The organism is Pseudomonas sp. NC02 (genome assembly GCF_002874965.1).
Classification (GTDB): Bacteria; Pseudomonadota; Gammaproteobacteria; order Pseudomonadales; family Pseudomonadaceae; genus Aquipseudomonas.
Window position 1 is genome coordinate 2025401 of record NZ_CP025624.1, and the last position, 20997, is coordinate 2046397.

The 20997-nt window shown below is 59.7% G+C and carries 24 protein-coding genes; 14 read left to right on the forward strand and 10 right to left on the reverse strand.

Translation table 11 applies throughout. The features are described from left to right. The first annotated feature begins 42 nt into the window (after window positions 1-42). The gene (locus C0058_RS09405; RefSeq protein WP_003218736.1) at window positions 43-351 is read left to right on the forward strand and encodes a hypothetical protein; all 309 of its coding nucleotides are present in this window, start codon (window positions 43-45) and stop codon (window positions 349-351) included. 4 nt (window positions 352-355) lie between these two features. Here the strand turns inward: C0058_RS09405 and C0058_RS09410 are convergent, their stop codons facing one another. Genes C0058_RS09410 through C0058_RS09420 form a run of 3 tightly spaced genes read right to left on the reverse strand, consistent with a single transcriptional unit; the run spans window position 356 to window position 3825 of the window. Beyond that, on the reverse strand, window positions 356-2161 hold the full coding sequence (locus C0058_RS09410) for a Gldg family protein (RefSeq protein ID WP_023659065.1): 1806 nt from the start codon (window positions 2159-2161) through the stop codon (window positions 356-358). Between the two features lie 15 nt (window positions 2162-2176). Continuing rightward, on the reverse strand, window positions 2177-2902 hold the full coding sequence (locus C0058_RS09415; protein WP_102368438.1) for an ABC transporter permease: 726 nt from the start codon (window positions 2900-2902) through the stop codon (window positions 2177-2179). After that, the gene (locus C0058_RS09420; protein ID WP_087693696.1) at window positions 2899-3825 is read right to left on the reverse strand and encodes an ABC transporter ATP-binding protein; all 927 of its coding nucleotides are present in this window, start codon (window positions 3823-3825) and stop codon (window positions 2899-2901) included. Before C0058_RS09420 ends, C0058_RS09415 begins: the two co-directional genes overlap by 4 nt. 304 nt (window positions 3826-4129) lie before the next feature. Here C0058_RS09420 and C0058_RS09425 point away from each other — a divergent pair, with 304 nt between their 5' ends. Both C0058_RS09425 and greB read left to right on the forward strand, forming a co-directional pair. Then, the gene (locus C0058_RS09425) at window positions 4130-5359 is read left to right on the forward strand and encodes a hypothetical protein (protein ID WP_087693697.1); all 1230 of its coding nucleotides are present in this window, start codon (window positions 4130-4132) and stop codon (window positions 5357-5359) included. A gap of 152 nt (window positions 5360-5511) precedes the next feature. Further along, a complete protein-coding gene (gene greB / locus C0058_RS09430) occupies window positions 5512-5985 on the forward strand; it encodes a transcription elongation factor GreB (protein WP_008437752.1) in 474 nt (157 codons plus the stop codon). A 46-nt stretch (window positions 5986-6031) separates the two neighbouring features. Here greB and C0058_RS09435 read toward each other — a convergent pair whose 3' ends face one another. Continuing rightward, window positions 6032-8542 carry an ABC transporter permease gene (locus C0058_RS09435; protein WP_102368439.1) on the reverse strand — a complete coding sequence of 837 codons (2511 nt, stop codon included), beginning with the start codon at window positions 8540-8542 and terminating at the stop codon, window positions 6032-6034. After that, window positions 8542-9225 carry an ABC transporter ATP-binding protein gene (locus C0058_RS09440; RefSeq protein ID WP_003218726.1) on the reverse strand — a complete coding sequence of 228 codons (684 nt, stop codon included), beginning with the start codon at window positions 9223-9225 and terminating at the stop codon, window positions 8542-8544. Before C0058_RS09440 ends, C0058_RS09435 begins: the two co-directional genes overlap by 1 nt. 10 nt (window positions 9226-9235) lie before the next feature. On the opposite strand from C0058_RS09440, the gene C0058_RS09445 reads away from it, so the two are divergent. The 3 genes from C0058_RS09445 to C0058_RS09455 all read left to right on the forward strand — a co-directional run bounded on the left by C0058_RS09445 (window position 9236) and on the right by C0058_RS09455 (window position 11234). Beyond that, window positions 9236-9841 carry an arylesterase gene (locus tag C0058_RS09445; RefSeq protein ID WP_102368440.1) on the forward strand — a complete coding sequence of 202 codons (606 nt, stop codon included), beginning with the start codon at window positions 9236-9238 and terminating at the stop codon, window positions 9839-9841. Window positions 9842-9899: 58 nt separating this feature from the next. Then, window positions 9900-10193 (forward strand): hypothetical protein, encoded by a 294-nt coding sequence (locus tag C0058_RS09450; protein WP_003218723.1) that lies wholly within the window; start codon window positions 9900-9902, stop codon window positions 10191-10193. A gap of 72 nt (window positions 10194-10265) precedes the next feature. Continuing rightward, a complete protein-coding gene (locus C0058_RS09455; RefSeq protein WP_008437756.1) occupies window positions 10266-11234 on the forward strand; it encodes a L,D-transpeptidase family protein in 969 nt (322 codons plus the stop codon). Between the two features lie 132 nt (window positions 11235-11366). On the opposite strand, the gene oprI is transcribed toward C0058_RS09455, so the two are convergent. Beyond that, window positions 11367-11618 (reverse strand): outer membrane lipoprotei OprI, encoded by a 252-nt coding sequence (oprI, locus tag C0058_RS09460; RefSeq protein ID WP_003172710.1) that lies wholly within the window; start codon window positions 11616-11618, stop codon window positions 11367-11369. Window positions 11619-12244: 626 nt separating this feature from the next. Here oprI and C0058_RS09465 point away from each other — a divergent pair. Next, entirely contained in the window at window positions 12245-12526 is a 282-nt protein-coding gene (locus tag C0058_RS09465) for a GNAT family N-acetyltransferase (protein WP_003189869.1), read from the forward strand. 114 nt (window positions 12527-12640) lie between these two features. On the opposite strand, the gene C0058_RS09470 is transcribed toward C0058_RS09465, so the two are convergent. Together C0058_RS09470 and C0058_RS09475 are read right to left on the reverse strand one after the other, a co-directional pair. Further along, window positions 12641-13717 carry a 3-deoxy-7-phosphoheptulonate synthase gene (locus C0058_RS09470; protein WP_003218719.1) on the reverse strand — a complete coding sequence of 359 codons (1077 nt, stop codon included), beginning with the start codon at window positions 13715-13717 and terminating at the stop codon, window positions 12641-12643. A 133-nt stretch (window positions 13718-13850) separates the two neighbouring features. Further along, window positions 13851-14285 carry a PilZ domain-containing protein gene (locus tag C0058_RS09475; protein WP_003218717.1) on the reverse strand — a complete coding sequence of 145 codons (435 nt, stop codon included), beginning with the start codon at window positions 14283-14285 and terminating at the stop codon, window positions 13851-13853. Here C0058_RS09475 and C0058_RS09480 point away from each other — a divergent pair. From C0058_RS09480 to cysB, 5 genes are all read left to right on the forward strand, one after another. Next, on the forward strand, window positions 14284-14676 hold the full coding sequence (locus C0058_RS09480; protein ID WP_003218715.1) for a hypothetical protein: 393 nt from the start codon (window positions 14284-14286) through the stop codon (window positions 14674-14676). The genes C0058_RS09475 and C0058_RS09480 overlap by 2 nt on opposite strands. Then, window positions 14673-15635: a putative 2-dehydropantoate 2-reductase gene (locus tag C0058_RS09485; RefSeq protein WP_102368441.1), complete on the forward strand. Its 963-nt coding sequence runs from the start codon at window positions 14673-14675 to the stop codon at window positions 15633-15635. The genes C0058_RS09480 and C0058_RS09485 overlap by 4 nt, the downstream gene beginning before the upstream one ends. A 14-nt stretch (window positions 15636-15649) precedes the next feature. Then, complete coding sequence (locus C0058_RS09490; protein WP_003218711.1) at window positions 15650-16567, forward strand: 5'-nucleotidase; 918 nt, start codon at window positions 15650-15652, stop codon at window positions 16565-16567. Between the two features lie 63 nt (window positions 16568-16630). After that, window positions 16631-17131: a universal stress protein gene (locus tag C0058_RS09495; RefSeq protein WP_003218709.1), complete on the forward strand. Its 501-nt coding sequence runs from the start codon at window positions 16631-16633 to the stop codon at window positions 17129-17131. 104 nt (window positions 17132-17235) lie between these two features. Continuing rightward, window positions 17236-18210, forward strand: coding sequence for an HTH-type transcriptional regulator CysB (cysB, locus tag C0058_RS09500; protein WP_003218707.1), 975 nt, complete (start codon window positions 17236-17238; stop codon window positions 18208-18210). Window positions 18211-18215: 5 nt separating this feature from the next. On the opposite strand, the gene C0058_RS09505 is transcribed toward cysB, so the two are convergent. Both C0058_RS09505 and C0058_RS09510 read right to left on the reverse strand, forming a co-directional pair. Next, on the reverse strand, window positions 18216-18698 hold the full coding sequence (locus C0058_RS09505) for a GreA/GreB family elongation factor (RefSeq protein ID WP_003218705.1): 483 nt from the start codon (window positions 18696-18698) through the stop codon (window positions 18216-18218). 15 nt (window positions 18699-18713) lie between these two features. After that, the gene (locus tag C0058_RS09510) at window positions 18714-19082 is read right to left on the reverse strand and encodes a hypothetical protein (RefSeq protein WP_003218702.1); all 369 of its coding nucleotides are present in this window, start codon (window positions 19080-19082) and stop codon (window positions 18714-18716) included. Between the two features lie 131 nt (window positions 19083-19213). Between C0058_RS09510 and earP the strand changes: the two genes are divergently transcribed. Beyond that, complete coding sequence (gene earP, locus C0058_RS09515; protein ID WP_008437768.1) at window positions 19214-20347, forward strand: elongation factor P maturation arginine rhamnosyltransferase EarP; 1134 nt, start codon at window positions 19214-19216, stop codon at window positions 20345-20347. A gap of 49 nt (window positions 20348-20396) precedes the next feature. Next, the gene (locus C0058_RS09520) at window positions 20397-20969 is read left to right on the forward strand and encodes an elongation factor P (RefSeq protein ID WP_003218698.1); all 573 of its coding nucleotides are present in this window, start codon (window positions 20397-20399) and stop codon (window positions 20967-20969) included. The last annotated feature ends 28 nt before the right edge of the window (window positions 20970-20997 follow it).

Genomic DNA, 20997 nt, shown 5'->3' on the forward strand with positions numbered 1-20997 from the left:
CTCTCACCTGCCCGCAGACTTTTGAGGCAGAGACACGACACAATGAATGCACTACGCCCCCTCATACGCCTGGCCCCGATCACCGCGGACCTGACCCAACGCAATCCTAAAATCCTCTTGGGCGGCAAGCATCAGCCGACGTTGCTGCGCTATCTGGATGGCTGGCCGCGCCGCACGGGGCGGCCTTCGGCCTTTCTGATCCAGTTTGTCGAAGACGGCGACTCCCTTGCGCGCTTTGCGTCCAACAGCTTCGACCTGGCCGTCATTCAGGCGCCCAGTGCCAGCGACGCGGGCGAAGTGATACGCCAACTGACCCGCATTGCCCGGCAAGGGCTGATCGCCCGGCGTTGAGCCCTCAGTAGAACGCTGCTGAAGGCAGATGCCGGCGACGGCGACGCAACAGGAAAATCCCCCCCGCAATCAGGCACAGTATCAGCGGTACAGGCACGATATTGAGCAGCTTCACTTTGCGTTCCAGGGCGTGAACCTCGGCGTATGACTGGACCTTCAGCGCGTGAATTTCCATGGGGATTCGCAACCGCTCCTTGTTGAGCGCTTGCAGCAGTGTGTTGGAGGTTGCAGCCTGAGGGCCCGGGGAAATTGTCGGGGGGTTGAGCAGTTGCCATTCCTTTTCCGTTTGTTCCAGGCGTTGCGCCAGTTCGGCGGACTTCTCACCGTAGGCCAGTGCCGCGTCTTCGCGCATTGCCTGCAGCACCTGCAGTGATCGAGCACCGCCTGCGCGGGGGCGAATGTTCATCAGTGCATCGGGCGCGGCCAGGTTGTCCAGGGTGTTCAATACAAACATCGCGTTATCTGACAACGGGCTACCCGCCGCGCGATGCTTCTGGAGCATTCCAGACACACGATCGCTGAGCAGGTCAGTGTCGGCGACCACGACCACATGGATGTTCGCAGCCTTTTGCAAGCCGGTGTTACGCCCACTGATGCCGTCAGGATAGGCGGAATAGGCGGGCCCTTCGACGCGGGCGGCGATCACCTGTTGTTGAGCGCGAGTGGCTGTTTCATTGATCAGTGAATTGAGCTGCGCTGGCAGGGCGAAGCGCTCTGCCTCAAACAGCGCGGCGTGCGCGGAGCTTTGCAGCAATGGGGTGAAGGTCATGCGGCTTCTCTTGGCAGGGGCCAGGGCGCCGCTGCTCAAGACGTTGACGTTGTGAAGTTTCCAGGCGCTGATGTCATCCTGTGCCATCGCCTGGCGGGGCAAGGTCAGTGCCGCGGGATGGCGCACAGGCGGCTGGCCCGTGGTCAGGATCACCGAAGTGGCATAGTCGCGATCGGCAATCACCTTGTTCGCGGGCATCTGGATGCCCCAGGCGGACAGCAATGCTTCCAGCTTGGGGTTTTCCGGGGCCGTGACGCTGGTGTCCAGCCCGACAAGCGGGTCGATAAACATCATCAACTTGCCTGCGCCCAATACAAACTGGTCTATTGCGTAGAGGGTTTGGTCAGGCAGGTTGCCGGGATGAATCACCATCAGGGTTTTGACGTGTTCAGGAATTTGCGCGATACCCGGCTCCAGGCTCACCACGTTGAACTGGCGACGGATCTCCTGCAACACCTGCCAGGGAGGCGTATTAACGCCGTTGCGTTCATCTCGCTCACCGTTTATTGGCAGCCGGGAGATCACGCCCACAATGGGTTGCTCGGGGTGGATCACCTTATGAATCAAATGGCTGATTTCATACTCCAGCAGTGACTCCCGGTCCGGGCTGAATGACGGGATGCTATGGGGCGCATGGCCCGCGCTGGTACCCACCAGGCCGAAGAATCCGTGTTGTTCGTCAAGTCCCAGTAACCTGGCTTTGTATTCATCTTCAGAAAAAGGGGTGGGGTCGATGAGGTGCAGGTTGATTTTGCCCTTTGCCGCTTTTTCATATTCCTTGAGCAACAGCTCTACCCGTTTAGCGTAGCTTTCAACGGCGTTGGCTTTGTGTGCACGGTTGCTTGAATTGAAGAAGTACAGATCCACCGGTCTTTCCAGTGAACCGAGCATAGTCTGTACTGGATCGGAAAGTGTATGGATGTTCTGTTCCGAAAAATCCAGCCGTGGATTTGGAAGTTTCAGTGCCCAGACCAGGTTAAAAGCGAGAAACAGTAACAGGAGCGTGATAATTGTGAGGCTGGCACTTAGTCGCGTTTTCATCGTGATGTGTCCCTCTCAACCGTTTCTTACATTCAGGACAATGACCGTCGCGCCAAGAAAGGCGATGATCATACTGATGAAGTACAAACTGTCTTGAAGAGCCAGTACCCCTTGGTCAATGGCGTCAAAACGCGCAGACGGGCTCAGGGAAAGAAGGCGGTCAATCAGCCATACCGGAACTTGATGTTCAATCGCATCAAGAATGGATGACAGGCCACTGGCGGTCAGCAGCAAGCACAGGGTTACGGTGAATATAATCGCGCGATGGTGTGTCAGTGCGCAGATAAAACAACCCACGGATAGATAACATCCGGCCAATACCCAACTTCCCAGGTATTGTGACGCAATGACTGTATTGTCCGGGTTGCCAAAATAGTTGACGGTGATGACTATCGGAAAGGTCAACAGCAGGGCCACGCCGGAAACAATCCAGGCCGCCAGAAACTTTCCGACCACTATCTCGAAACGTGTGACGGGCAGGGTTTTCAGGAACTCCATGGAACCGGTGGTGGGCTCGTCGGCCCAAAGCCGAGTGCATAGGACAGGTGTCAACAGTAAGTAGAGCCAGGGGTGCAACTGGAAGAAGCCCTGCAAGTCGGCACTGCCGACTTCCAGTAACCGGGTTGAGTGGAAGCCAAATACAGCAGCGGCGGTCAGGAAAACCGCAGTGCTCAGGTAAGTGACGGGAGCCGAAAAATAACTGACCAGTTGACGCTTGAATATGACCGGGAGAAGTTTCAAATCGATGCCTCCTGGCTCATATGGTGCACAACGTCATCCAGGCGCCCGGCTTCCAGGTTCAGGGCATTGAGCTTCCAGCGGCGCTGGGTGACCAGTGCATTGATGTGGGGGTAGATGATTTGCCCCGGCAGGGCGAGTACGGTCACTGTGCCGGGAGTCTCGCGGTCTTCCTCGATGCCGGCGACCCCGGGCAATACCGCCAGGGCCAACAGGTCCAGCGGTGTGTCGGCTGCAAGGGTGACCGCCTGGTGATGACGGGAGCTGCGCTGCAGTTCGGGCACCGACGTGTCTGCCACCAATCGGCCGTCGGCTATCACCAGTGCGCGGGTACAAATACCGGTCAGTTCTTCCGGCGCACGGGACGCGACAATGATCGTCATCTCGTCGCTGAGCGACTTGATGAGCATTCTGACTTTGTGTTTCTGGTCGGCATTCAGACCTTCTGTTGGCTCATCGAGCAACAGCAGGGTGGGGTCATGCAGGATTGCCTGGGCGATGGCTACCTTGCGTTTCAACCCGTCCGTGAGGGTTTCCACCGGGCTTTTAAGTATCCGCCACAACTCAAGCCGTGCAACTGCCCGGTCAATCATCTTGCGTTTTTCCGCGCCGCGGAATCCGCGTATTTCGGCAATGAAACCGAGAAAGGCCTTTACACTCATTGCACCATGGCTCAAGAGTCGCTCTGGCTGGTAGCCGGTGACTTTCTTTGCCTGGAATGCGTTCAGGGCGATATCGTTACCGAATATTTTTATATGGCCTGAAGAGGGTGTAGTCGAGCCTGAGATCATTTTGATAATAGTTGTTTTTCCCGCACCATCATTTCCAAACAGCCCGAGGCATTCCTGGGGTTGGGCGTTGAATGAGAAGTCATGAATAATGTTTTTTCCGCCCATGGTTTTTGTCAGGCTCGTTATCTCGATCATTATGCTTTTCTACTGAATGGATATGGCAAGGCTGGATTAACCTGGGTGAACAGCAGGTTGTGAATGTTCGAAATTCAATGCTTGAAATCTTTTTATGTTGAAGCTTTTCCGACGTCGCACTGTTAAAAAATGGTACGTTCAATAAACGCTCTTGGAAATGCTGAGGGGGCTGAATAAGATAAGTCCTACATGCCAGACTATGACTCGCTGAAACAATTGTTTTGGTTTTGATGATTTAATTACAGTCGTTGTTTATTTGGTGTTTATTTAAAGTTTATGCCAATTTGAAATGGAGCCTGATGTCATGCTGCTTCTACGTACCCTTGTTCTTGAACAGTCCGGGCATGATGCACCGGTCAATGGTGCACTGCTTTGTGGTTTTGCGGTGGCGCAGATCTCTTCAAACTTTCTTGCCTACAGTCTGGATGAAGAAACAGAGCCCGGTAGTTCACGGGTGTACATCGCAGCGTTGCGCAAAAAGTCCGAACGTTACTTTCTGGGGGCGATAGACTCCAAGGAAGACCTGCAAATAGCGACCCATGTCTTCAAGCAAATCCTGACGCTCGCGGCTGCTCCCGGGGCAAAATCTGCAAGCAGCGGCGAAACTCAGATTCCCTTTCATTTTGTTGATTTGAAAGGCTGCAAATTGCCCCCGGCCAGGCCTGAAGATCATCACTCGTTGACGATCAAGAAATCCCTGGTGATGAAGGTGATTACCCTGGGAACGTCGGCGCCCGGTTTGCCCGCCATTGAAAGCAATACGTTGATCGTGCCGTCGATTCGTTTCTCCTCAAGAATGGTGTCTGCTCCCAGGTCCCCCGATCCTTCAGAGCCTGCGCGGTCATTGCCCCAGCCGGTGACGCAGGCGCCCGAGGCTGAGCTCGAGATATCCGAGCCGCTCGTTGAGGCGCCACTACAGGCACCGATCGAGGCGCCTGCTGTCGCTGCGCCACTGCCGGCGCCCATAGTCCAACAACCTGAACCGGTCCCCCAGGCGCCGCCGCCCATGCCTGCCCGGAATGAGTCATCCTCGTTGTTTGAAGTGGACGATACGCTGGCCAATCTTTCCCGATTGTCACAGGAACTGACGCAGCAAAAGCTCAGCGTGCTCAAGCAGGAGGAAGCGCTTGATCAGTTGCGTCTCGAACTGCGCCAGGAAAAGGCTGACCTTGAGCAGGAGAGTCAGCGGAGTGCCGACAGGATTGCCGAAAAGGAAACGTCCCTGGAACAGTTGGCCCGCACGCTGGCCCTCCGGGAAGAGCATCTGGCTGGCAGCTCGGCGCTGAACCAGACAGAGCAGCGTCGAATGGACGAGCGTGCGCGCTACCTGGAGAGCCAGGAAGCCCAGTTGCATGACCGTGACCTTGCGGTGCGCCTCAAGGAGCAACAGCTGACGGCTGCGCTGTTCCAGTTGCCTGTCCTGCGGGACAACCTGAGGGTTACGCTTCAATCCCTGGATGAGTCACTTGCATGGCTTGGCGAGAACGGGCGCGGCCAGCCTGAATGCGGCCCGACCCAGACGGAGGCTGACTGATACGCGTCGTTGCCGGAATCCGCCGGTGGGTCTGGCTACTTTCCCGAGTTCATTTATCATCGACCCCCACAGCCGACATCGGGCGTTAAATGCGTTGTGCCTGATGCGGCAGCGGGTCTGAAAAATGCAAACTTCCAGGGGATGTAGAGCTTTTGAGCACCAAGCTGATTACCAAAGAAGGTCATGAGGCCCTGAAAAAGGAGCTTGATTACCTGTGGCGAGAAAAGCGCCCTGATACCACCCGCAAAGTGACGTGGGCGGCCTCCCTGGGGGACAGGAGCGAAAACGCTGACTACCAGTACAACAAGAAGCTGCTGCGGGAAATTGATCGTCGGGTGCGTTATTTACGCAAGCGCCTGGAAGACATGCGCGTGGTCGAGTACATGCCCGAGCAGGAAGGGAAGGTGTTTTTCGGCGCCTGGGTGGAGATTGAAAACGAACAGGGCGAGACCAAGCGGTTTCGCATCGTGGGGTACGACGAGATCTATGAACGTATGGACTACATCTCCATCGACTCACCCATGGCCCGGGCACTGTTGCGCAAGGAAGTGGATGACGAGGCGCTCGTGCAGACCCCGAGTGGCGAAGTGTGCTGGTGGATCACCGCTATCGAATATGTGAAGTGACAACGGATGGCCCGTACGCATGAACGCGTGCGGGCCATTTGCGTTTTCAGCCCTCGCGCAGCACCGTCAACGGGCTGGCATTCAGTGCGCGGCGGGTGCCGAACACGCCGGCACCGCCGATCAGCACGGCGCCGATCACCGGCAGCAGCAATAGCCACGGATGCGGGTGCCAGGTCAGGTCGAACGCGTAGCGGTACAGCACCAGTGTCACCAGTTCAGTGCCCAGCGCTGCCAACAGCCCGCTGACTGCGCCCAACAACCCGAACTCGATACGCCGGGCCTTGACCAGCAACTTGCGCTCAGCCCCCAGCGCCCGCAGCAGGGCGCCCTGGCGAATCCGCTCATCGAGGGTTGCCTGGAGCCCGGAGAACAACACGGCCATCCCCGCTGCCAGGACAAACAACAGCACGTACTCCACCGCCAGGGTGACCTGGGCCAGGATGCTGCGCAGTTGTTCCAGCAGTGCCTCCACCTGCAGGATGGTCACCGCCGGGAAGGCCCGGGACAGGTCGACGATCTGTTGGTCATGGCCGGGCGCCAGGTAGAAGCTGGTCAGGTAGGTGGCCGGCAGGTCCTTCAAGGTCCCGGGTTGGAAGATCATGAAGAAGTTCGGCTGGAAGTTATCCCAGTTGATTTCCCGCAGGCTGGTAACCCGCGCTTCACGGTTTTCCCCGCCGACGGTGAATACCAGATGATCGTTGAGCTTGAGTTTCAGGCTTTCAGCGACCTTGGCCTCCACCGAGACGCCGGGAATTTCGTCGGTCGGTTGCGCTGTCCACCACGAGCCCGCCGTCAGCTTGTTGCCCGGTGGCAGGTCGGCGGCCCAGGTCAGGCTCAAGTCTCGCTGCACTGCGCGATCGCCGCTGGAATCCTTACTGACGATCTCCTGCACCGGAGCGCCATTGATGCTGATCAAGCGTCCCGGCACCACCGGATACAACGGAGCAGACTGTGCCTCCAATTCCAGCAGGCGTGCGCCGAAGGTGTCTTTGTCGGCGGGCAGGATGTTCAGGGCGAAATAGTTGGGGGCGTCCTTGGGCAACTGGTTCTGCCAGGTGTCCAGCAATTCGCCGCGCAACAACGCGATCAAGCCCATGGATAACAGGATCAGCCCGAACGCCAGTGACTGCCCCGCGGCGGCCAGGGGATGACGCAGCAACTGGCCCAGCCCCAGGCGCCAGGGCAGGGAGGCCCGGGCCAGCAGGCGTCGCAGGCTTTGCAGCAACAGGAGCAGCAGGCCGCCGAGAACCAGCGCGGCAATCACGCCGCCGCCCAGCAGGGCGAAGGTCAGCACCAGGTCGAGGCTCAAGCGCCACATGATCAGGCCCAGGGCGAAGAGTGCCGCACCGTAGACCATCCAGGTGCTGGAAGGGATTGGCAGCAAGTCGCGGCGCAATACCCGCAGTGGCGGCACCCGCCCCAGGGCGGCCAGCGGCGGCAGGGCGAAACCGGCGAGGGCTACCAGCCCGGTGCCAATCCCGGCAACGGCCGGCAGCAGCCCGCCGGGTGGAACGTCCGCCGGCAGCAGGTCATGCAACAGCGCAAACAGGCCCAATTGCGCCAGCCAGCCGAGCAGGGCGCCGGTCAGGCTGGCCAGCAACCCCAGCACGGCCAATTGCAGGCTGAACAGCAACATGGTTTCGCGTCGCGACAACCCGAGGCAGCGCAGCAAGGCGCTGGCATCAAAGCGTCGGCTGGCGAAGCGATTGGCCGAGAGCGCCACGGCCACGCCGGAGAGCAGCACCGCCACCAGGCTGGCCATGTTCAAGTAACGTTCGGCCTTGCCCAGCGCGCCGCCGATCTGCTGGTTGCCGTCGCGCGCATCCTGCAGCCGCTGGTTGGCAGCCAGGCCGGGCTTGACCAGGTCGCGATAGGTTTGCAGCACGGTGCCGCCTTGTGGCGCTCGCCACAGGTCGCGATAACTCACGCGACTGCCGGGCTGCACCACGCCGGTGGCGTCAAGGTCGGCCAGGTTGATCATCACCCTGGGCGTCAGGCTATAGAAGTTGCCGGCGCGATCCGGCTCATAGGTCAGCACGCGGGAAAGGCGCAGGGTCTTCATGCCGACGTCGATGCTGTCGCCGATTTTCAGGTTCAGTGCCGTCAACAGCCGTGCTTCCACCCAGGCTTCACCGGGTTTGGGGCCACCTCCGGCAGTTTCTTCGGCGAAGGGTTCGGCGGCGCTCTTCAGCTCGCCGCGCAACGGATACGCCTCGTTGACCGCCTTGATGCTGGACAGCTGGATGCCGGCGTCAGTGGCAATCACGCTGGAAAATTCCACCACCCTGGCGTGCTGCAGGCCCAGCTCGGTGCCACTCTGGATTTGCTCGGTGCGGGCGGGTGAACTGCCTTCCAGCACCAGGTCGGCCGCCAGGAACTCGGTGGCGCGCAACATCATCGCGCCGTTCAGGCGGGCACCGAAGTAACCGATGGCGGTGCTGGCGGCCACGGCCACCAGCAGGGCGAAGAACAGCACACGCAGTTCGCCGGCGCGGGCATCGCGCAGCAACTGGCGAAGGGCAAGGCTGAACAGGCGCAACAAGGGCAAGCGTGCCATCAAGGCTCCAGGGGCGCGACCATCAGGCCGGCTTCAAGACGGATCAGGCGACGGCAACGGTGGGCCAGGCGCTCGTCATGGGTCACCAGCACCAGGGTCGTGCCGCTCTCTTTGTTGAGTTCGAACAGCAGGTCGCTGATGCGCTCGCCGGTATGGCTGTCGAGGTTGCCGGTGGGTTCATCGGCAAACAGCACGTCCGGTTCGGCAGCAAACGCCCGGGCAATCGCTACCCGTTGCTGCTCACCCCCCGAGAGTTGGCGCGGCGAGTGGGTGAGACGCTGGCCCAGGCCGACACGCTCCAGCAGGTGTTTGGCGCGCTCGCGGGCGTCCTTGCGGCCGTCCAGCTCCAGGGGCAGCATCACGTTTTCCAGCGCGTTGAGGCTGTCGAGCAACTGGAAGGACTGGAACACAAACCCCACGTGCTCGGCGCGGATGCGTGCACGCTGGTCTTCGTCGAGGGTACTCAGGGCCTGGCCGGCGAGGGTGACTTCGCCACTGCTGGGCAGGTCGAGGCCGGCCAGCAGGCCGAGGAGGGTGGATTTGCCGGAACCGGAGGCGCCGACGATAGCCAGGCTATCGCCCTTGTTCAGTTCCAGGCTCAGTTCGTGCAGGATAGTCAGTTCACCTTCCGCGCTGGGAACCACTTTGCTAAGGTTTCGCGCGGTGAGAATGCTTGCGCCCATGGAGAATCCAATGCGAATGTGGTTTTTGAGTGCTGGCCTGGCCTTGATGTGCATGGCCCAGAACGCAGCGGCGGGTACAGTCCTGATCGTTGGCGATAGTATCAGTGCCGGTTTCGGGCTGGATACCAGCAAAGGGTGGGTAGCGTTGTTGGGACAACGGCTCAAGAGCGAAGGTTTCGACGATAAAGTGGTCAACGCCTCCATCAGCGGCGACACCAGTGCCGGAGGCCGGGCGCGGCTGCCGGCGGCGCTTGCAGAGCATAAGCCGGACCTGGTGATCATTGAGCTGGGCGGCAATGACGGCCTGCGTGGGCAGCCACCCGAGCAATTGAAACAAAATCTTGCATCGATGATTGAACAGTCCAAGGCCAGCGGTGCCAAGGTGCTGCTGCTGGGCATGCAGTTGCCGCCTAATTACGGGCCGAAATACACCACCGCGTTTGCTAATGTCTACCCGGCCCTGGCCAAGGAAAAAAGCGTCCCGCTGGTGCCGTTTTTCCTGGAAGGAATCGGCGGCCATCCAGAGCTGATGCAGGCTGACCAATTGCACCCGGCGGTTGGCGCGCAGGGCAAGTTGCTGGAAAATGTCTGGCCAACGCTAAAACCACTGCTATGACGCTTTTCTAGCAGCGGTCTTTCGGCTAAGGTGGCGCCCCCCCGATTTGGAGCCCCCGATGTCGCGTCCTGCCTGGTCACTGTTTGCCTACCAACTGATCGAGCCTGACGAACAGCTGGATCTGTTCGCCTGCCAGGAAGTCCGGGTGCATCTGGTGACGCGTCAATTGGAGTTGGGCGGGTCCATCGACCGCACCCTCTGCGGCACGTTGTTGCCTGCCCAGCCGCGCTGGTCATCGGTGGATCGCTCGATCTTCCAGGACCAGCGTTTGTGCCCCCTGTGCCGGGCGATCCTCGAGTCGCAAAAACGCGGCACACCGCCGATCTGGCCGGAGCTGCGCTTCGAGCTTTGAATATGGGTGCCCGCCGGGCAGCCGTGTACAATCCATTTTCTACTACCCGTCGATCTGCGAAGGAATTCCCGGATGTTGTCGCGCCTTTCCGCCGTCACCTGTTGCCTGTCTCTCGCTGCGCTCTGCGCGGCCGGTCCTGCTGCAGCCTTGCAGTTGCCTTTGCCGCCACCGGGTGAAGATATCGTTGGCCAGGTCCAGGTGATCAAGGCCAAGTACGAAGATACCTTCGCGGACCTCGGCACCACCTACGACCTGGGTTATTCGGAGATGGTCGCGGCCAACCCGGGCGTGGATGCCTGGCTGCCGGGAGCGGGTACCGAGATCGTGTTGCCGACGCGCTTCATCCTGCCGCCCGGCCCGCGTGAAGGCATCGTGATCAACCTGGCGGAGTACCGGCTCTACTACTACCCCAAGGGCCAGAACGTGGTGTACACGTTCCCGTTGGGGATTGGCCGTGAAGGCTGGGGCTCGCCAGTGGCCCACACCACCATCACGGGCAAGATCCCGAACCCGACCTGGACCCCGCCAGCCTCGATCAAGGCAGAACACGCCGCCAATGGCGACCCGTTGCCCAACGTCGTGCCGGCCGGCCCGGACAACCCGCTGGGGCCGTTCAAGTTCACCCTCGGCACGCCGGGCTACCTGATCCACGGTTCCAACATGAAGTTCGGCATCGGTACCCGTACCAGCCACGGTTGCTTCCGCATGTTCAACAACAACGTGCTGGAAATGGCCGACATGGTGCCGGTGGGCACGTCGGTGCGGATTATCAACGACGCCTACAAGTTCGGCGCGGCCGGGGGCAAGGTCTACCTGGAAGCCCATACGCCGCTGAACGACGATGGCACCCCATCGGTCGTCGACAAGCACACCGCCGTCATCAACGCCTTGCTCAAGCGTGAAGACCTGTCCAGCAACCTGCGGGTCAACTGGGACCAGGTGCGTGACGTGGTTGCGGCTGAAGACGGTTTGCCGACGGAAATCGGTGTACCCGGCGGGGCGCCGATGGTATCGAGTACGCCGGTCGATCTGCAGCAGTAAGCCTGCACGATCCATAACCCGTTATCGCCTCGCGCGGTGACGGGTTTTTTATTGTCTGGAATCCAGCCAAATCACAGGCAAAAAAAAGCCGATCCAAGAATGGATCGGCTTGATAACAACCCCGGAGGATTATTACTTGCGGCTTGCTTTTTCAAGCATGCGCAGAGCGCGCTCGTTAGCTTCGTCAGCAGTCTGTTGTGCTTTTTGAGCAGCAGCCAGAGCTTCATCAGCTTTACGGTAGGCTTCGTCTGCACGAGCCTGGGAGCGTGCTGCTGCGTCTTCAGTTGCAGTCAGACGAGCTTCGGTTTCTTTGGAGACGCTGCTGCAACCGGTAGCCAGAACTGCGGCCAGAGCCAGAGCAGAGAATTTCAGAACGTTGTTCATCGTGTTCCCCTTCAAGGACTTTCTATTAAATGGCTACTTTCTCAGAGTGAGCTAATAGCCGGCGTACATACTACCCATTACTTGTAGTAAGTAAACTGACGTAGCGCAAGAAGCAAAAAAAATTCTCGCGTCCAATCTATTTTGGCTAATCTTTCGAGAGTCTGTATAAAAAATATGCAGATTTTTGCACTCGGCCGAGGATTGGATCCAGCCTGAAAGGGCCGGCTGGCATGTGTTAAGCCATGTAAACATAAGTCATTTTATATATCGTCCCTGACACTATTGTTCAGATTGTCTTTTCGCCATTCGGTATCTTTTGTGCATGTTGAGGTGACTTTAAGAGCGCGTGTTCGTCTCAAGCTTCAACTGCCGGCAATGTTCAGGCCATCGACGTAAGGAATCTCGATTGGCCCTTTCTATGTCCGCCAGCGCAACGGAAGACGAGCGCGTCTTGAGCAATTGTGCGATTGGCGCCTACTATTTCCCTGTGCTGGTTGTGAGCGCTAGTGCAAGGCACTGGCCGCTTTTCTCGTTGTCGAAACCGGCACCGGGTGGCGTAGATGTTCCTTCGCCGGAAAAACATCGGTAAGGTAGGGGTCAGAAACCAAGACCCGCGAGGAGTAGTGATGAGCGAGGCGTTGTCCATCCACCATGACCAGGCTGGTCATCAGTTCGAGACCAATGTGGACGGTCATCGTGCCTATCTGACCTATATGGATCTCGGGAAGCAGACCCTGGATATCTATCGCACCTTCGTGCCCAACGCATTGCGCGGCCGTGGCATTGCTGCCGCGCTGACCGAGGAAGCGTTGAAGTTCGCCGAAGAGGCAGGTTATACGGTGATCCCGTCCTGCTCCTACGTTGAGCGCTACATGGAGCGCCACCAGCGCCATGCCGCGAAGCTTTGAGCATTGAGTAGGGCGGTACGCAGAGCATCCCAGGATGCATTCCCACGCAGGGCGGGGGAACGATCAAAAAAAACGCCGGGTTTAGCCCGGCGTTTTTGTGTCCGCAGTCTGTGCTCAGCCGCGCTGGCGCTTGGGCAACACGTCCTTGAGCTTGGCATGCATGCTGCGCAAGGTGGTCTCGGTGGCAGACCAGTCGATGCACGCATCGGTGATCGACACGCCGTATTGCAGGTCGGCCAGGTCCTTTGGAATCGCCTGGCAGCCCCAGTTCAGGTGGCTTTCGACCATCAGGCCGATGATCGACTGGTTGCCTTCCAGAATCTGGTTGGCCACGTTCTCCATCACCAGCGGTTGCAGGGCCGGGTCCTTGTTGGAGTTGGCGTGGCTGCAATCGACCATGATGTTCGGCTTGATCTTCGCCTTGTTCAGCGCCTGTTCGCACAAGGCCACGCTGACCGAATCATAGTTGGGCTTGCCATTGCCGCCACGCAGTACCACGTGACCGTAGGCGTTGCCCTTGGTGGTGACGATGGACACGCCACCTTCCTGGTTGATGCCCAGGAAGCGGTGCGGGCTGGAGACCGACTGCAGGGCGTTGATCGCCACGGTCAGGCCGCCATCGGTACCGTTCTTGAAACCCACGGCCGAGGACAGGCCGGAAGCCATTTCGCGGTGAGTCTGGGATTCGGTGGTGCGTGCACCAATTGCCGACCAGCTGATCAGGTCTTGCAGGTACTGCGGGGAAATCGGGTCCAGGGCTTCGGTTGCCGTCGGCAGGCCCATTTCCGCCAGGTCCAGCAGCAATTGACGACCGATGTGCAGGCCGTCCTGGATCTTGAACGAGTCGTCCAGGTACGGGTCGTTGATCAAGCCTTTCCAGCCGACGGTGGTACGCGGCTTCTCGAAATAGACACGCATCACCAGGTACAAGGTGTCGGACACTTCCGCCGCCAGCACCTTCAGGCGCTCGGCGTATTCGTGGGCAGCCTTGAGGTCATGGATCGAGCACGGCCCGATGACCACGAACAGGCGGTGGTCGGTGCCGTCGAGAATCTCACGGATGACTTCGCGGCCCTTGGTGACGGTCTGCAGGGCAGCGTCGCTCAGGGGGATTTCGCGCTTGAGCTGATCGGGCGTGATCAGGGTCTCGTTGGATTCGACGTTAAGGTCGTTGATCGGTAAATCAGCCATCGTGTTACTCGTCAGGGTCACGGGTGCCGGCCGCCAGCGATCCCCGTGCGGCGGAGCACAGCATGATTTAAGTGCAGCGGGGAGCGGAACCTTAGCGCGTTACAAGGCTGCGAGACAATGGGCAACGTCCGCTTTAATCCAGCGCTGGCAGCACAAAAGCCTCATGGGAGAACTCGCCGGCATGGCGCGTGACCCATTCCCGGGCCAGCGCTTCGCTCTGCCCGGGTGTGGGCTCGACGCCTTCGTGGAGGCGGCAGTACCGTTCGATCTGGCACACTTGCTCACCCATCCGCGCACCGAACAAGGCCTGCTCATCGGTAAAGGCAATGTCGACGCGGTAGCCGTTTTCGGCCTTGCGGCACCATGCCACATAGCCCGGATAGCGGGCCGTCTGGCCCAGTGAGGGGATGTGCAACTCGATGGCCGCGCCCTGGCGCCAGGCCCGTGGGCAATTGCATGCGACGCCGCCCAGGCCGATAGTGTGCAGCCGTTGGCGGGAAATGCCGGAAATGGGGCGTTGGGTTATTTCGACAGCGACATCATCAGGGTGAGGAAAGAAACGACCCATGCACACGGACTCCGAGCACCGTCCAGTTGACGGCGGTGGCAGCAGTATAGTGAAAGAACTGCAACTTACCGACCTGGATATCGACCAGCAATTACTGGGGCTTCCCGGCACGTCCCTGGTGGTGTTTACCGGTGACGGCTGCTCGCGTTGCCGCTTCCTGCACCAGCAACTGCCGGGTTGGGACTTGCCGGTGGACCGGGTGTGCTGGGTGGATGCGGGTCACAATGGCGGGGCAGTGGAGCGCTACGAGATCTTTCACCTGCCGGCGTTGTTTGTGGTGTGTGACGGGAAATTCCATGGAATATTAGCGTCACTGACGCGTCTGACCGCCAGCGACCTGACTCAAGGTGTGCAGCAGGCGCTCAAACGAATACCAGAGGAGTTGCCATGACCGAAGTAACAAAACAGTCGCCACGGATCGGGATCATCGGCACCGGGGCCATTGGTGGCTACTACGGTGTGATGCTCGCGCGCGCCGGCTTCGATGTGCATTTCCTGCTGCGCAGCGAGTACGCGGCGGTCAGCGAGCGCGGCCTGCAACTCAACAGCACGATCCACGGAACCGTGCACCTTCACCCGGTACAGGCTTATGCCCGCGCCGCCGACATGCCGCCGTGCGACTGGCTGCTGGTGGGCACCAAATCGACCGGGAATGTCGAACTGGCCCCGACCATCGCTCAAGTTGCCGCCCCGGACGCCAGGATAATCCTGTTGCAAAATGGCCTCGACGTAGAGGACAGCCTGCGTGAACACCTGCCGCCGTCGCTGCACCTGCTGGGTGGCCTGTGCTACATCGGCGTGCACCGTTCCGGTCCCGGGATCGTCGAGCATCAGGCGCTGGGCCGGGTCAACCTGGGTTACCACAGTGGCCCCGCGGCCAACGATGACAACGGTCGGCAAGCCATCGTCGAAGAAGGCGCCGCGCTGTTTCACCAGGCCGGTATCGATTCCCAGGCCATGGCCAATGTGCACCAGGCGCGCTGGCATAAACTGGTGTGGAACGTGCCTTACAACGGTCTCTCGGTAGTGTTCGGCACGGGCACCACGGCGATGATGGCGGATGAGTCCAGCCGCGAACTGATCCAGGCGCTGATGGCCGAAGTGGTGCAGGGCGCCCACGCCTGCGGGCATGAGATTCCCGCCAGTTACGCCGGGCAGATGTTCACCATGACCGAGAGCATGGATGACTACTTGCCCAGCATGTATCACGATTACGTGCACAAGCGCCCGCTGGAACTGGCGGCGATCTACGCGCGCCCCTTGGCCGCGGCCAACGCGGCGGGTTGTGAATTGCCACGCATGCAGGCGCTGTATCAGGCCTTGAGTTTTATGGATCGGCATAACCGCTGATTGGGGGGAACACCATGGCGAAGGGATTGGGCGACAAACTGGTGCTGGCGATTTCCTCGCGAGCGCTGTTCGACCTGAGCGAGAGCCACAAGGTCTACCTGGCCCAAGGCGTCGAGGCGTACCGCAAGTACCAGATCGACCACGAGGAAGAAACCCTCGAGCCCGGTGACGCCTTCCCGCTGGTGAAGAAACTCCTGAGCCTCAACGCCAGCCTCGGCCGCGCCCGGGTCGAGGTGGTGCTGGTGTCGCGCAACAGTGCCGACACCGGCTTGCGTGTATTCAATTCGATCCAGCATTACGGGCTCGACATCTCCCGCGCGGCGTTTGTCGGCGGGCGCAGCCCTTATCCTTATCTGGCGGCGTTTGGCTGCCACCTGTTTCTGTCCACCCATGCCGAGGATGTGCGCAGCGCCCTGGATGCCGGGTTTGCCGCAGCGACGATTCTGTCGGGCGGCGCAGGTCGGGCCTCCAGTGCCGAATTGCGGATCGCCTTCGATGGCGACGCGGTGCTGTTTTCCGACGAGTCCGAGCGCGTTTATCAGTCGGGCGGCCTTGAAGCCTTCCAGGCCAGCGAGCGCGAATCCGCCCGCGAGCCGTTGCGCGGCGGCCCATTCAAGGGCTTCCTGGCGGCACTCAACCTGTTGCAGCGCGAGTTCCCCGACGAGTCCTGCCCCATCCGCACTGCGCTGGTGACCGCCCGTTCGGCGCCTTCCCACGAGCGGGTGATTCGCACGCTGCGCGAGTGGGATATCCGTCTCGACGAGTCGCTGTTTCTTGGTGGCCTGGAGAAGTCGGCGTTCCTCGAAGCCTTCGCCGCCGATGTGTTTTTCGATGACCAGGAAGGGCATTGCGAGAAGGCCCGGGAGTTCGTGGCCACCGGTCACGTCCCCCATGGCATCAGTAACGAGTTGAAAATTCAGACCGAGGGCTGAGCACTGCCAAAGGCGCTGCTAAGCTGAATCAATCCCCGCCATCCTGGCTGCCCAGGAGGTTCTATGATTCGTTCGATGCTGTACGCCACTGACCTCGGTCTGTATGCCCCCTATGTGATGCAACATGCCCTGGCGCTGGCGCGAACGTTCAAGGCTGATCTGTATGTGATTCACGTGGTCGAGCCCATCGGGCTGTTCGCCGAATCGGTGTTGCAGAGCTACCTTGATGAGAAGGCCTTGAGTGAATGGCAAAGCCAGGGCCTGACGACGGTGATGGCGACCATCGAGCAACGGGTGCTCGACAGTTTTCGCGAGGAGCTGGGGGACGGGGAGCAGGACCTCAAGTTGATCCGTTCGGTGCGGGTGATCCAGGGTGATCCTTGTGAAGTGATTCTCGACCAGTCGCAGAAACTCTCTGTGGATTTGTTGATCGTAGGTAGTCACAGCCAGGCGGTCGGGGTGGCAACACCCCTGGGGAGAACCGCCGCACGGGTGCTGCAGCTATCCCAGGTGCCGGTGTACCTGGTGCCGCTGTTGCAGCGTCGACGCAGTGACGACGTGTGATTGGTAGAAAACGATAAAAAGTTCTAGATTTATCCGTCTAACCTTTAATATAGTTATATACCGTCGCTGATACCCGTGGCGTCTATCCGCTTTGAGGGACACATATGAAGCTTCAACAACTGCGCTACATCTGGGAAGTGGCGCACCACGACCTCAACGTTTCCGCTACTGCTCAAAGCCTTTACACCTCGCAACCCGGTATCAGCAAGCAGATCCGCCTGCTCGAAGATGAGTTGGGCGTTGAAGTGTTCGCGCGCAGCGGCAAGCACCTGACCCGTGTCACCCCGGCCGGTGAGCGCATCATCACCACCGCCGGCGAGATCCTGCGCAAGGTCGAAAGCATCAAGCAGATCGCCCAGGAATTCTCCAACGAGAAAAAGGGCACCCTGTCGATCGCCACCACCCACACCCAGGCGCGTTATGCGCTGCCGCCGGTGATCAGCAGCTTTATCAAGCAGTACCCGGACGTGGCCTTGCACATGCACCAGGGCTCGCCGATGCAGATCGCCGAGATGGCCGCCGACGGCACCGTCGATTTCGCGATTGCCACCGAAGCGCTGGAATTGTTCGGCGACCTGGTGATGATGCCGTGCTACCGCTGGAACCGTTGCGTCGTGGTCCCACAAGGCCACCCATTGGCCAAGCTGCCGAAGCTGACCCTGGAAGCCCTGGCTGAATACCCGATCGTGACTTACGTGTTCGGTTTCACCGGCCGTTCGAAACTCGATGAAGCCTTCAGCCATCGTGGCCTGACGCCGAAAGTGGTGTTCACCGCGGCTGACGCCGACGTCATCAAGACTTATGTGCGCCTGGGCCTGGGTGTCGGTATCGTCGCCAAGATGGCGGTCGACACCAAGCTCGACAACGACCTGGTGGTGCTCGATGCCAGCGAGCTGTTCGAGTCCAGCGTGACCAAGATCGGTTTCCGTCGTGGCACCTTCCTGCGTGGTTTCATGTGCGACTTCATCGAAAAGTTCGCGCCGCACCTGACGCGCGAAGTGATGGCCAAGGCCATCCAGTGCCACAACAAGCAGGAACTGGAAGAGCTGTTCGACGGCGTTGAACTACCGGTTCACTGATCGGCTCACTTCACCTCGGTAACAGCAAACTGTTGCCGAGCGCCCCCCACCAGAATCTCCACCTCATCCCCTTCGAACTTGCCCAACAGGCTTTTGCCCAGGGGCGAGCGTGGGGTGATGACGGTCACCGGTTGCCCCACCACATCGACCTTCAAGCCTGCGCCGTCCGGCGCCAGGAATAGCCACTGCTGGCGATCGTTTTCATCTGCCAACCCCAGTAATGCGCCCACTTCGATGCCGCGCTGGTCATCGTAGGCCCGCAGCTGCATGTTCTGGCAAAGCGTCAGCGCCTGCCGGATCTCCTCGACGCGTCGGGCCTGGCCGGCTGCCAGGTAAGAAGCCTCCAGGCCCAGGGTGTCGTACTTGTTCTCGGCGATGTTTTCTTCGTGGGTTGCGGTTTCGTACGCGGTTTGCGCGGCGCGCTGGGCGATATCGAGATCGACCGCGAGTTTGTCCAAAACCAACTGGTGAACGGCGTGTTTATTCATGGGCGGCTTTCGTGATCAATCGCAAAATTGCAGGACGTTGGCCCGGCTCTTGTCGTTGGGGGCGTTCTGGTCCTGTTGCAGCCAGAACTGGCATTTGGGGTTGGACAGGTTACGCGGGTTGTTGCGGGCCTGGTCCAGGGTTTGCTGTTGCTCCTGCTTGCGCAGGTTCTCCTGGTACTGCTCGAACATCCGGTTCGGCGGCTCCGGTGCAACCACCTCTGGCTTGCCCAGTTGCTGCACCACTCGGGCCACCGGCGCCACGGTTTGCTCGGGCAGGTAGCGGGAAGCCAGCCACACGCTCAGCACAATGGCGATAAACCCCAGCCACAGGCCGAAGGCCACGGCGATACTGAGTTTGAACAGCGAGAACGAACGATCAGACATGGTGGCCTCCTGGCAGGCACGTGCGGCATGGCGCCGATTGTCCCACAGCCGCGCGCAGAATAATCGCGATCAACCCTTCTGTATCGAGGCATTTATACGGACAATCGAGCCTTTGAGCGTTGGAGCCCGGAATGAAAGCCCGCTGGGATATTTTTTGCAGCGTCGTCGATAACTACGGCGACATCGGCGTGACCTGGCGCCTGGCCCGGCAATTGGTGGCGGAACAAGGGTGTGCGGTGCGCTTGTGGGTCGATGACCTGCGGGCGTTCGAACGCATGTGCCCCGAGATTGATGTGCAGGTGCACCAGCAATGGCAAGAGGGCGTCGACGTGCGCTACTGGCCCTCCGACTGGCCGGCGACCGACGCGGCAGACGTGGTGATCGCTGCGTTCGCCTGTCAATTGCCGCCTGACTACATGGAGGCGATGGCCGCACGCGACCGCACGCCGCTGTGGATGAACCTGGATTACCTGAGCGCCGAAGACTGGGTGGTCGGCTGCCACGGTTTGCCCTCGGTGAAATTCAAGGGCGTGCAAAAGTACTTCTTCTTTCCCGGATTCCGTCCCGGCACCGGTGGCTTATTGCGTGAGGCGGGGCTGCTGGAACAGCGCGATGCCTTCCAGCAAGACGCCGCCGCCCGGCAGCAGTTTCTGCAGGCGCTTGGGGTTTTCCCGGTGGACGGTGCGCGGATGATGTCGTTGTTCGCCTATGAAAACGCCGGGCTGGCCAGTTGGCTCGACGTGCTGGCGGCCGATGGGCGCGCCACTCATCTGCTGGTGCCGGAAGGGCGGATCCTCGGAGATGTGCAGGGCTGGCTGGGGGTCGAGTCATTGGAAGTAGGTGATGTGCACCGGCGCGACGGGTTGACCGTGCAAGTGCTGCCGTTTGTGCGCCAGGAGCAATACGACCGACTGTTGTGGTGCTGCGACTTCAACGCCGTGCGCGGCGAAGACTCGTTCGTGCGGGCGCAATGGGCCGGGCGGCCACTGTTGTGGCATATCTATCGCCAGGACGAAGACATTCACCTGGACAAGCTCGATGCGTTCCTTGAGTTGTATACCGAAGGTCTGTCTCCGGCTGCGAAAGTCGCGTTGGTCGGCCTTTGGCAGGCCTGGAACGCTGATGGCGATATGGCACTTTGCTGGAAAATGCTGCTGGAACACTGGCCGGAAGTGACCGCGAACGCCGAGAAATGGGCTCTGGAACAAGCCTCGCGGACCGATCTTGCGACGGCGCTGGTACAGTTTTATGTAAATTGGATATGATACGCGACCTTGATTTTTGTAAATCCCATCCAAATTTCGGATATTCGCAATGAAAACTGGTAAAGAACTGAAACCCGGTACAGTGATCCGTCTCGAAAACGACCCTTGGCTGGTTCAGAAAGCTGAGTTCACCAAGTCTGGTCGTAACAGCGCAATCATGAAGACCAAGCTGAAGAACCTGCTGACCGGTTACAAGACCGAGATCGTCTACAGCGCCGATGACAAACTGGACGACGTGATCCTCGACCGCAAAGAAGCGACCCTGTCCTTCATCAGCGGCGACACCTACACGTTCATGGACACCACCGACTACACCATGTACGAGCTGAACGCTGAAGACATCGAAGCCGTTCTGCCGTTCGTGGAAGAAGGCATGGAAGACGTCTGCGAAGCTATCTTCTTCGAAGACCGTCTGGTTTCCGTAGAGCTGCCGACCACTATCGTGCGTAAGGTTGCCTACACCGAAGGTTCCGCTCGCGGCGACACTTCGGGCAAGGTGATGAAGCCTGCCAAGCTGGCTAACGGTACCGAACTGCAAGTAGCCGATTTCATCGAAATCGACGACCTGATCGAGATCGACACCCGTGAAGGTGGTTCGTACAAAGGTCGCGCCAAGAAGTAATTCTTGCGCCACCGGTACGATAAAAAAA